General features: G+C 61.5%; 10 protein-coding genes. 3 read left to right on the forward strand and 7 right to left on the reverse strand.

The annotated features are described in order from the left end of the window. Positions 1-163 precede the first annotated feature (163 nt). From V1288_RS24735 to groL, 5 genes are all read right to left on the reverse strand, one after another. Positions 164-1,432 (reverse strand): NAD(P)/FAD-dependent oxidoreductase, encoded by a 1,269-nt coding sequence (locus tag V1288_RS24735; RefSeq protein ID WP_334359523.1) that lies wholly within the window; start codon positions 1,430-1,432, stop codon positions 164-166. After that, entirely contained in the window at positions 1,429-1,737 is a 309-nt protein-coding gene (locus tag V1288_RS24740) for a c-type cytochrome (protein WP_334359524.1), read from the reverse strand. Before V1288_RS24740 ends, V1288_RS24735 begins: the two co-directional genes overlap by 4 nt. A 97-nt stretch (positions 1,738-1,834) precedes the next feature. Then, entirely contained in the window at positions 1,835-2,161 is a 327-nt protein-coding gene (gene soxZ, locus V1288_RS24745; RefSeq protein ID WP_334359525.1) for a thiosulfate oxidation carrier complex protein SoxZ, read from the reverse strand. A gap of 16 nt (positions 2,162-2,177) precedes the next feature. After that, positions 2,178-2,645 carry a thiosulfate oxidation carrier protein SoxY gene (locus tag V1288_RS24750; protein ID WP_334359526.1) on the reverse strand — a complete coding sequence of 156 codons (468 nt, stop codon included), beginning with the start codon at positions 2,643-2,645 and terminating at the stop codon, positions 2,178-2,180. A 211-nt stretch (positions 2,646-2,856) separates the two neighbouring features. Then, positions 2,857-4,500 (reverse strand): chaperonin GroEL, encoded by a 1,644-nt coding sequence (gene groL, locus V1288_RS24755; RefSeq protein ID WP_334359527.1) that lies wholly within the window; start codon positions 4,498-4,500, stop codon positions 2,857-2,859. 232 nt (positions 4,501-4,732) lie between these two features. Here groL and V1288_RS24760 point away from each other — a divergent pair, with 232 nt between their 5' ends. From V1288_RS24760 to V1288_RS24770, 3 genes are all read left to right on the forward strand, one after another. Beyond that, the gene (locus tag V1288_RS24760) at positions 4,733-5,677 is read left to right on the forward strand and encodes a LysR substrate-binding domain-containing protein (RefSeq protein ID WP_334359528.1); all 945 of its coding nucleotides are present in this window, start codon (positions 4,733-4,735) and stop codon (positions 5,675-5,677) included. Between the two features lie 1,640 nt (positions 5,678-7,317). Next, positions 7,318-8,304 carry a tRNA dihydrouridine(20/20a) synthase DusA gene (gene dusA, locus V1288_RS24765; protein ID WP_334359529.1) on the forward strand — a complete coding sequence of 329 codons (987 nt, stop codon included), beginning with the start codon at positions 7,318-7,320 and terminating at the stop codon, positions 8,302-8,304. An 85-nt stretch (positions 8,305-8,389) separates the two neighbouring features. Next, positions 8,390-9,139 carry a carbonic anhydrase family protein gene (locus V1288_RS24770; RefSeq protein ID WP_334359530.1) on the forward strand — a complete coding sequence of 250 codons (750 nt, stop codon included), beginning with the start codon at positions 8,390-8,392 and terminating at the stop codon, positions 9,137-9,139. Positions 9,140-9,223: 84 nt separating this feature from the next. Here the strand turns inward: V1288_RS24770 and V1288_RS24775 are convergent, their stop codons facing one another. Together V1288_RS24775 and V1288_RS24780 are read right to left on the reverse strand one after the other, a co-directional pair. Continuing rightward, positions 9,224-10,312 carry a maleylacetate reductase gene (locus V1288_RS24775; protein WP_334359531.1) on the reverse strand — a complete coding sequence of 363 codons (1,089 nt, stop codon included), beginning with the start codon at positions 10,310-10,312 and terminating at the stop codon, positions 9,224-9,226. Positions 10,313-10,385: 73 nt separating this feature from the next. Then, a complete protein-coding gene (locus V1288_RS24780; protein ID WP_334359532.1) occupies positions 10,386-11,762 on the reverse strand; it encodes an MFS transporter in 1,377 nt (458 codons plus the stop codon). Positions 11,763-11,774: the final 12 nt, after the last annotated feature.

Raw genomic sequence — 11,774 nt, forward strand, 5'->3', positions numbered from 1 at the left:
CGCCAATTTGAAGTTCCTGCCACAGTTGCGCAAGCTCCGTCTTGGGAATTTCAAATCGACAAGCGGCACGAGAATCATAGTTTTGCTAGCGCTCTTCTTTTTCTTCCGAAGTTCGGGGTCAAAGAGGATGACGCGATGTATCACGAACTTCGGAAGCAGGGCACTAGCCGAAGGTGTCGCGCGTAAAGGCAGCGTACCAGCTTTGCGCCTCGCGTGCGGCCCGGTGGCGGGTTTCGGCGCTTTCCTGCACCTGGCTGACGAAGTTGTCGATGATCTTGATCGTTCCGGCCGCTGGCTTGAAGCTGACAGCATTGCTCACCGCATCGTCGGGACTAAGAAAAGTATAGCAAGTGTTGAACAGATGAGGCGAAACGCGCTCGGAGCCGGTAAGTGCCTCGACGATAGCAAACGCACAGGCCTTGGCCTGGCTATTCGCAACAAACGCCGATTTCGGCATGTCGCCCGCACTGGCAGCATCGCCCACGACGTGGATCCCCGGCTGTAGCTTCGACTCGAACGTTATGGGATCGACCGGACACCACCCAGATTGATCCACGAGCCCGATTTGCTGCGCGAGCTGGCCGGCCATTTGCGGGGGTATGACATTTGCGACCGCCGCCTTGAATGTGTCGCTCGCCGTCTTGACGGATCGTTCCCTCAAGTCGACCGCCTTTATCCCACCGGTGAATTGGGCGGGTAGCCATTCGATCATACCCGGATAGTGGCGTTCCCAAGCATCCAGAAATAGATCCTGCGAGTTGAAGCTATCTTTCGCATCGAGGATCAGGATCCTTGAGCGCGGTTTATGTTGCTTGAAATAATAAGCAACCAGAGAGGCGCGTTCGTATGGGGCGGGCGGGCAGCGGAACGGGTTGGGGGGCGCGACGAGCACGAAGACGCCGCCATCCTCCATGCTTTCGAGTTGTCGTCGCAGCAGCTGCGTCTGTGGGCCCGCGTTCCAGGCGTGCGGGATGACCTGCGTTGCCGCCTCGTCATAGCCCGCGAGGGCGTCGTAATTGAAAGCGATGCCAGGGGCAACGACGACGCGGTCGTAAGGCAATATTCGACCACTCCTGAGCCCGACGGTTTTTGCGATCGGATCGATCGCTGTCACGAAGTCATGAATGACATTGATGCCGTATCGATGCGCGAGCGTCTCATAGCCATGCGTAAGCGACTCGAGCGAGCATAACCCGGCGAGATAAAGGTTGCTGAAAAAGCAGGTCGTATAATCCGGCTTTGGCTCAACCAGCGTAACCTCGATCGTTCGCGCGCTGGCGGCCAAGTACTTGGCGGCCGTGGCACCGCCGATGCCGCCGCCAACAACGACAACCCTCGCGCTGGCCTCGCCGGCAGCCGATCGAGGACCGAGCCCTGCAAGGACCATTGCTCCCGTCAAGCAGCCGAACTCTCGACGCGTCCAGGACTTCATGGCCTAACCTGCCTGTTCAGCGCTGCGAGATAGCGCGCCACCGTCGCGATTTCTTCATCACTGAGCGACAGGGCGATGGCGCGCATGATATGGCTCGGACGCTCACGCGATCTGTACGCAAGCATTGCGCGGGTGAGCATCTCCGGGCTCATGCCGAGGATCGTCGGAATACCACCATCGCCGCCATCCAGGCGATGGCACGACGCGCACATCGCGGCGAGTTGTGCTCCGCCATCGCGGTCCGCTGCCTGGCTACGATCGGCGAAAATAATCAATGAACCTGCAGCAATCGAAACGGCGATCATTTGGTGCATGCTGAGAACGGCCCCATCCCGGGGTTTGCGATCGCCGATCCCTCTGTTCGTGGCGCGAAGGGGCATGGCAACATCAATACGATACAGTTTAAGCGACAGTGAGGTGGTGCTCCAGTGCGTAGACGCCGCCGCCATCCTCTTCCCAAACAAACTCGAGCCGGCCGCTCTCTGTCGCGCGCAAGTAGAATTCGATAAAAGGATTCGCCGCCACGGCTTCGTGAAGATCGACGCTGAACACCACGACGCCATTGTGGCGGCAGATGAACTTGTTGATAATCTTGCGCGGGATGACGTTGTCTTGGCCATCGTTCCGCAGCCCGGTCTCCATCTGATGACTGATCAGGGTCTTGACCGGAAACACCTCGCCGATCGCGGCGGTGCTTGGCACTTGCACACGGGGGGCCGGAGCGAACATTCCGCACCTCCTTTCGTCACTTGCATCCGTTGGTGGCGACCTCGACCCAGGTCTTGGTCATCAGCAGCGCACCGTCGTTCATCTCCGCCACCGCCAGGACATGTTGCGGTTCGGCGAGGCGAATGCGTGTCGTCACGCGGGGCTCGCTGCGTTGTGGGACGAAATGAAATGTGACGACCTCGACAAGCGGGTTTCGCGGCGCCAGCACGGAGACATGCCTGACGTGATCGGATTCGGTCATGGGACTGTCGATCACCAGCGTGAGTGGCACGGTATAGCCATTCGGAAAGACCCGCGGCATCACCAGATGAAGGCGCTCCGACACGATCGGGTTTTTTCCGGTCAAATGCCTGATAAGTTCCGTCGCATCATCGCTCGGGGGCAGCGGTGAGGCGAGGGTGGCACTCGCAAATCCGGCGCCCCCCGCAATGGCAGCGGTCAGGACGGTTCGGCGCGTAAAGCCAAGTGGCCTTGTCTTCTCCAACGCGAGATCCTCCTTATCGACAGGCGGAACTCTCCAGGCGGGCGCTCGATATTTCTAGCCTCCTTACCATGGGTGCTCTCAACCATGGGTGCTCTCTCAAGACGACTCCGCCTCGTCGGAGGCGCCTGCGACCGTCGGCGCAGCGCGACACCTAATCCTGTTGACGGGCACAACGGGGCTGCATGGGACCGCGTGCGCGATCGAGATCGGCTCAGAATTCCATGTCGCTGCGATGGTGGTCGTGGTCATGGCCCGGCAAAGGTGGCGGCGGCGGCATCGGCAGCTCGGCAACCATGGCCTCAGTGGTGATGAGCAGGCCGGCGACTGAGACCGCGTCCTGCAGCGCGGTGCGCACCACTTTGGTTGGATCGATGATACCCTTGGAGACCAGGTCGCCGTACTTGCCAGTCTGGGCATCATAACCCCAGTTGTACTGCTCCTTCTCCAGGATCTTGCCGACCACCACCGAGGCGTCGGCGCCGGCGTTTAGTGCTATCTGGCGGGCTGGCCAGCTGATTGCCTTCTTGACGATGTCAACGCCATGCTTCTGGTCCTCGTTGGCAGGCTTCACCCGGTCGAGCACCTCGGCGGCGCGCAGCAGCGCCACCCCGCCGCCCGGCAAAATGCCTTCCTCAACCGCGGCGCGCGTCGCATGCATCGCGTCGTCGACGCGATCCTTGCGCTCCCTCGCATCGATCTCTGTGGCCCCTCCGACATGGATCACCGCCACGCCGCCGGCGAGCTTGGCAAGCCGCTCCTCTAGCTTCTCGCGGTCATAGTCGGAGGTGGTCTCCGCGATATGCTGCTTGATCTGGTTGATCCGGGCCACGATATCCTCCTTCTTGCCCGCGCCGCCGACGATCGTGGTGCTTTCCTTGTCGATCATTACCGTTCTGGCGCGGCCGAGCATGTCGAGCGTGGCGTTCTCAAGCTTCATGCCGAGATCTTCCAAGATGGCGGTACCACCGGTAAGGATGGCGACGTCTTGCAGCATCGCCTTGCGGCGATCGCCAAAGCCGGGCGCTTTCACCGCCGCGACCTTGAGGCCGCCGCGCAGCTTGTTGACCACGAGGGTGGCGAGTGCTTCGCCTTCGACCTCTTCGGCGATAATGAGCAGCGGCTTGCCCGTCTGCGCCAGGGCTTCCAACAGTGGCAGCAGTTCCCGCAAGTCCGAGAGCTTCTTCTCATATCCGAGGACGTAGGGATTCTCCATCTCCACCCGCATCTTGTCGGCATTGGTGATGAAGTAAGGCGAGAGATAACCCCGATCGAACTGCATGCCCTCGACTACGTCGAGCTCAGTCCCGAGCGACTTCGCTTCTTCGGCCGTGATCACGCCCTCATTGCCTACCTTTTTCATGGCCTCGGCGAGCAACCTGCCGATTTCGGCATCGCCATTGGCGGAGATGGTGCCGATCTGCGCGATCTCGTCGTTGGAAGTTATCTTCTTCGAGTTCTTCTTGAGATCCTCGACGACAGCCTCGGCCGCAAGGTCGATGCCGCGCTTCAGGTCCATCGGATTCATGCCGGCGGCGACTGCCCTGGTGCCTTCGCGAACGAGGGAAGCCGCCAGCACGATTGCAGTGGTTGTGCCGTCACCGGCGACATAGGAGGTCTTGCTCGCGACCTCGCGCACGAGCCGCGCCCCCATGTTCTCGAATTTGTTCTTGAGCTCGATATCTCCGGCGACCGTCACACCGTCCTTGGTAATGCGGGGTGCGCCAAACGACTTTTCCATTACGACGTTGCGGCCCTTGGGCCCGAGCGTCACCTGCACCGCGTTGGCGAGAATGTCGACGCCGCGCAGCATGCTTTCACGCGCCCTGCCGGAAAATGCGATTTGCTTGCCTACCATGGATGGTTCCCGATTTGATCAGGTGACCTCGCGGGCGCCGCGGGCCTCCAATTCCGAATTTGCAGTCCTCCCTTTGCTTGTCCGCACAACAGCGACCCTCGGAGCGTACGCGTGCGGCGCGCTTGCGCTGGTGATTTCAACCCACACGATTTCAAGCCGTCCAATGTTTTAAGCTGGCGGCCAAAAAGCCAATCAAATTGCTTTGCCGCGGCATTAAGAATATCTTATCGGGGTGATCACGACCCGGCAGCTATGTTATCTTGATGCGCTTGCCCGTCATCAGCATTTCGGACGAGCCGCGGCGGAGTGTTGTGTCAGCCAGCCCGCTCTTTCAATGCAGATCCACGAACTGGAAGGGCTTCTCGGCATAGAGTTGATCGAGCGGCGCCCGGGCGCGCCGATGTTCACCGAACTTGGCATCGAGATCGCGCAACGCGCCGGAGTGATCCTTGGTGCAGTGCGTGACCTGACAGACCTGGCTCAACACGGAGCCAAGGTGCTGAGCGGAACGTTGCGCCTTGGCGTCATCCCGACGCTGGCGCCGTATATATTGCCGCGGTTGCTGCCGCAACTGGAGCTCGGGTATCCCGATCTGCGGCTTGATTTGGTGGAAGCACAGACCAAGGTGCTGCTCGCGGATCTCGAGCGTGGCGCTCTCGAAGTATTGTTGTTGGCGTTGCCGCTCAAGGCGGCCGCGGTTGAAGTTTTCCATCTCATGAGAGACCGCTTCCTCTTTGCTGTACCCGCCGACGACCCTCTTCCGGAAACGGCCCGCGTGACACCCGGCGAGGTGAAGAAGCGTAAGCTCATTCTGCTGGAAGAAGGCCATTGTCTGCGGGATCAGGCGCTCGACTACTGTGCCAAGGGGCGTTGGACTGTGGCCTCGAGCCTCAGTGCAACGAGCCTTGCAACGGTCATGCAGATGGTGGCGAGCGGATATGGCGCCACGCTAGTGCCAGAAGTCGCGGCCGATGTCGAGTTGCGCGACGACCGAGTAAAGCTCCTGCGTTTTGTCGAACCGCAACCCGGCCGCCGTATCGGGCTTGCGTGGCGCCGGACGTCTCCACGCAAGGCCGACTTCCTGGCGCTTGGTCAGATGGTGAAGAACGCGCTGAATGCACCCGTGCGGCCGCAGTGTATTCGCCACGAGCGCACTGGCCTGCGAACGGAAATCTAGTGGTGCTGATTCAGCCAACGAGCCTTTTCGAAGATTTCCGGTAACTTGCAAACATGAGGGCGGCAAGATACGCAAAAGGCATAGTGGCATGGTGAAGGCGCGACCGCGGATTCCAGCGATCGTAGCCAACCGCAGAAAGGGTGACGATCAGGGCTATCCTTTCTCTCTGATAGTGCTTTCGGCGAACCGCGTGAAGGTTGGCTCTGGTGGCGGTTCTGGGGGCAGGAAATGAGCCGCACAGCTTTCGCTAGTGATCAGATGACGCATAGCGGCCAAAAGGGTTTCGGCATGACCAAGCACGGCCGATCGGGGCACCCAACCCGATCGCCGCGTTTCCGTTTCCTGCAGAAGCTCGAAGCACAGAAGAACGATCGCAAGGACCGCTCTCGGATCAAGGACCCGAAACAGTCCGTCGAGGAGTTATTCCACCCCCGGAAGCCAACACGAACCTGATGGCGGATGACTCAACATCCGCCGCCCTGTATGGGCGCCGTGTGCGATCACCTTCGTCGCGCAAGCATCGGATTGCGGGGTGCGGGCCATAGAAAGGCGATGGGTTCGTGAGACGTGGCGCGTAGTAGCGATATACGCGGGTCGGGCGTGTCCGCCGCGGTGTATCCCACCAGTGCCACAGGCGCAAAACGCGGATTACCGTCTCTGGATTACCGTCTCTTGCCCTCGATGCGGCATCGGTGCACACTTCCTCAATCCTGATCATGCCGAGGCGCCCGCCGCGGTGCCGTCGCGCCGAGGCGAATAGCCCAACGCTGGAGCTGTCCAGCGGCAGGGACGGGCCATGGTTCGATCTCGTGATAACGCAGTGGTACCCGACAGGTGGCCGTATCGGCGTGCCCTGGCGGCGATCGCTGCGCTTGGCTTGGTCGCTGCAGTCGGTAGCCTCTGCTTTTTCACCGTTGACAGCGCGGACTACGCGATCGTCACGGATTTCGGCAAGCCGACGCAGGTGATCACCGCGCCGGGGCTGGGGTTCAAGCATCCCTTGCAGAGCGTCCGTCTACCGCCAGGCCGTCACGGCCGCAGGTCTCGGATGCATGGCAGCGCTCGAAGCCGACAGATTCCTGACAGTTCTCACACGACGACCAAGCAGCAATCCGTGAAGGAGGCCATCGTCGCTTGACGGCGGTGAGCCGCTCGGATTTGATCAATCGCTTACCAGGCTCGGGACATCAACTCATGGCTGAAGGTCGAAGGTTCAAATCCTCCGGGATTTGAACCTACGACGTTTTTGTCCGTGCGATCGCAAGTCCGGCCGCGCGCAACTTTCCATATGACATGGCGACCGAAACTACGATCGCAGTATTGCGGCCTAGGCACCGGTAAAGCACAGCGCTACTTTGCTTCTGACTTTGATCGGCTTTCCAGTCGCTTGTTCGACGCTAACGGGATCGCTGCGGTGAGTCGTGGGTGGCGTCGTGTACCGCGGTACTGCACGCGCTCAGCCAGTACAGCAATGCAGTACTGGATCGAGAAAAGATTGACGAAGGCGAATTACATGAAGTTACCAGAATTGCTTTAACCAGTTGAAAAGAAAGGAAAATGCGATAGTTCTATCGCACGGATCAATTGTCGGCCAATAAATCGATTGGACCGACTTGGCTACAAAAGTGATTGAAAACAAGATGTTAGACAGATGCTTTGCCGTTGCCCCCATGATGGATTGGACCGACCGGCATTGCCGCGTGTTCCACCGTCTGATGAGCCGGCGTGCGCGGCTCTATACGGAGATGCTGACGACCGGCGCCATTATTCACGGCGATCGCAGGCGGTTGCTCGGCTTCGATACGAGCGAGCATCCTGTGGCGCTGCAGCTCGGCGGGTCGGAGCCGGCCGACCTCGCGACCGCCGCAAGAATCGGCGAGGATTTCGGCTACGACGAAATTAATCTCAATGTCGGCTGCCCGTCCGACCGGGTAAAGGACGGCCGCTTCGGCGCGTGCCTGATGGCGGAGCCGGCGCTGGTGGCCGACGGCGTCGCCGCCGTGAAGCGGGCGGTCAAAATTTCCGTCACGGTCAAATGCCGGATCGGGATCGACGACCAGGATCCGGAAATGGCGCTCGATGAGTTGGCGCGCGGCGTGGTCGGCGCCGGCGCGGACGCGCTCATCGTGCATGCCCGAAAAGCCTGGCTCAACGGATTGTCGCCGAAGGAAAACCGCGACATCCCGCCGCTCGATTACGACAGGGTGTACCGGCTCAAGGCCGCGCTGCCTGATGTGCCCATCGTCATCAACGGCGGCATCGGCAGCATCGCGGAGGCTGCGCGGCACCTCGACCACGTCGACGGCGTGATGCTGGGGCGGGCGGCCTATCAGGAACCGTGGCGGTTGCTCGACGTCGATCCGGAATTGTTCGGCGAGGCGGCGCCATACGCCACCATGAAGGATGTCTTCGAAGCGATGTTTTCCTACATCGAAGACCACTTGGCACAAGGGGCAAAGCTGCATTCGATGACGCGGCACTTCGTCGGCGCGTTTCACGGCGTGCCCGGCGCGCGTGCCTTCCGCCGCCATCTGGCGGAGAAGGGGGGCAGGCCGGGCGCCGGCGTCGACGTGCTGCGCGATGCGATCGCGCTGGTCGAGGATCGCGCGGCGTTGGTCGCGGCGTGAAGCGCGGCGCGCGCTCGCGGCTGGTACCGAGCGGACACTGGACCTCGTGTTTTTTGACGATGCAATTCCTGGGAGGGAGAGCGACATGGGTCAGAAATCCGGACATCCTCTTGACTGCAATTGCCTGGGCCGCAGGAATTTTCTCAAGATCGCGGGTGCGGTGACGGCGATCGGAATAAGCGGAAGAAGCATCTTCCTTGCAGATTCGGCACGCGCCGACGCCCTTTCGAAGGAGTTGCGCGACAAGTTGACACCAGAGCAAATCGTCCAGGCCATGAAGAACGGCAACAAGCGTTTTCGTATGGGTGAAAGAAAAGAGCGCAATTACCTTCGCGAACAAAAAGCGAGTGCCAAGGGGCAATATCCCGCGGCCGTGTTGCTGACATGCATCGATTCACGTGCGCCGGCCGAGGTCATCATGGACCTTGGAATCGGCGATATCTTTAATTGTCGGGTTGCGGGCAACGTCAGAAACGCGGACATTCTCGGCAGCATGGAGTTCGCATGCAAATTGGCAGGAGCAAAGGTGGTTCTTGTGATGGGCCACACGTCCTGCGGCGCCATCAAGGGCGCAATCGACAATGCCGAGTTAGGCAATCTGACGGGATTGCTGACCAAGATCAAACCCGCGATCGAGGCGACGGCCTATGCGGGCGAACGCTCGGCAAAGAATTACGCCTTCGTGGATGCTGTGGCACGAAAGAACGTTGAGATGACCGTTGCGGATATCCGAAAGGACAGCCCGGTACTCGCGGAGCTCGAAGCGAAGGGCGGGATCAAGATGACCGGCGCGATGTACAACCTGGAGACGGGTGCGGTGGAGTTCTTCGACTGATGACGCCGGTAGGCAGAACCGCGGATATTTTCGCCGCACCAGGCTGATTATCACTCAGCGCTGGTCGAGGATCGCGCGATGGCGTCAATCGCGGCGCGACGGGATCGCGAGTATGGTTTGCGGCGTGTCTCCGCGCCAGGCCCGCGCGATCAATTCGCGGATCGCATCGCGCTCGATGGTGCGCGGATTCCAGTACGGGTTCTTCACGGCTAGATCAGCGGCCTGGTCGATGCCGCTCTCGGGCATGCCGATCTCGCGCAGCGACAGCGGTGCAGCAAGTTTTCGCGCCAGGTCATGGAGACCGAGCGCGGCGTCGGGTGCACCAAGTGCTGCGGCGATGCGCGTCATCGCGTCAGGCGCGGCAGGTGCATTGTAGGCGAGGGCATGCGGAAGAATGACGGTGTGGGTCTCCGCATGCGGCAGATTGAACGACCCACCCAGCGTATGGCAGAGCTTGTGATGCAGGGCCATGCCGACGGCGCCGAGGCAGATGCCGCTGAGCCAGGCGCCATAGAGCGCGTCGGCGCGCGCGGTCCTGTCGTCCGGTCGAGCGCAGATCCTGGGCAGGGCGTGCGCCAGCGTGCGGATACTCTCCTGCGCCATCAGCGATATCACGGGATTGCGATCCCGCGCGTAGAGCGCCTCGACCGCATGCGCGATAGCGTTGATGCCTGAGGTCGCGGACAAGCCCGACGGCATCGTCATCGTGAGGTCGACGTCATAGATGACGACCTCGGGAAGAATTTTCGGGCTCGATTGCGTGGTCTTGATCCCGCCGCTGGTCTGGCCGACGACCGGCGTCATCTCCGAACCAGCGTAGCTTGTCGGCAGCACGATTTGCGGCAGGTCGGTGCGCAGCGCGATCGCCTTGCCGAGGCCGGTGGTCGAACCGCCACCGATCGCGACGAGACAATCGGCCCGCACCTCGCGCACGGTCTCCATCGCCCGTTCGGTGACCTCGATGGGGGTATGCATGACGGCCCCGGTAAAGACGCCGGCGAAGCGCTCGCCGATCATCTCGCGGATTCCGGCCACCAGATCTTTCTGGCGTGGCGTCGCCAGCACCAGCGCACGGGTGACGCCGAGGCGGGACAGTTCGTCGGGTAATTGACGTAGCGTACCGGTGCCGAACACCACCCGCATCGGCGCGCTCTGGTAGACGAAGTCTTGCATGGCCGCTCCTAGCGGAAGAGACAGCCGGCCCCGGATCGTTCCGGAGCCGGACTTTCCGCATTGACATCCCGCCTCAAGAGGCGGGCTGTGCAACCTTACGCAAGCCGGCCATCTCTTCAAGGCTGCTCGCGGGGGCGTTCGCCGGCCGTCGGGCCAGCAGGATGATCGCCCCGGCAGCGATCGCCGAGATGCCGATCGACAGGAACATCGGCGTCGGGCTCTGGTAATATTGCTGAAGCGCGCCGGCGACGAACGGTCCGAGAATGGCGCCGACGCGCGCGACCCCGAGTTCCATCCCAACCGCAGTGGCGCGTACGCCGGTCTCGTAGGACGCCGCGGTAAAGTTGTTCAGCACGAACTGTGCGCCGATGATGAAAAACCCGGCGGCCGCAACCGATGTGATGTTGACGATGTGATCATTCAGCACCACGAGGGAGAGCACCGCGAGGCCGCCGATCGCCCACCAGGTCGCGATCAGGCCGCGGCTGCTGCCGGACCGGTCGACGAGATGCCCAAGCACGAGAGCGCCGACGAACGACATGATCTGCATCAGCGCACCGAAGCCGAAACTTGCCGCAAAAGTTTCGCCACGCTGCATCATCACGGTCGGAATCCACCCCGACAGGCCGAAGATGCAGAACAGGCTGAGGAACGCCGACGCCCAGATCGCGAACGTGGTCCGGCGATATTTGGCCTGGAGCAGCACCGCCACCGAATTGACCGGCTTCTCGGACCCATCAACGGCAATTTCGGCCGACTCGTAGACATTGGCGCGCTCGGGGCGGAGCTTGGTCAGCATGTCGCGGATTTCGTCGACCCGGCCTTGTAGCGCAAGAAACTTCGGCGATTCCGGCAGCATCAGGTGCATGAAGGGCAGCAGCAGGAACGACAGCGAGCCGATCCAGTACAACGATGTCCAGCCGAACACCGGCGTCGCAAACACGCCGGCGACACCGGCGAGCGTTCCGCCGAGCGCCCAGCCGAGGGCAACTCCCCATAGTGCAAACGTGTTGGCCACGCGCCGCGGCGCCAGCTCGTTGATGTAGGTGGTCGCCAAAGGCAGCAATACGCCGAGCCCGATGCCGGTCAGGAGCCGCAGGATGCAGAATGACAGGAACGAGTCCGCCGAGGTTGCGGTGAGCAGCGTGAAGATGCTGGTGATCCACAGGCCCCCGAGCAGGGTGCCGCGGCGGCCAAGGCGGTCGGCGATGATGCCGTGGATCGCAGCGCCGAGCAGGAATCCAACGAGGCCGCTGGAGATCAGTACTCCCGCCTGGCCGGCCTGCAGGCCCCAGGGCTTTGCCACATAGTGGATGACGTAGGCCGGATTGAACGTGTCATATCCGTCGAACAGCGTGAGCAGTCCCATGATGGCGCCGAGGCGCCAGTGAAATTTTCCGACCTTTGCCTCGGCTAGTTCCTCGTGAAGATCGATTGCTTTCGCAGTCATGGCCGTATCCCC

Origin of the sequence: Bradyrhizobium sp. AZCC 2176 (genome assembly GCF_036924645.1) — a bacterium.
In the GTDB taxonomy this organism is placed as follows: domain Bacteria; phylum Pseudomonadota; class Alphaproteobacteria; order Rhizobiales; family Xanthobacteraceae; genus Bradyrhizobium.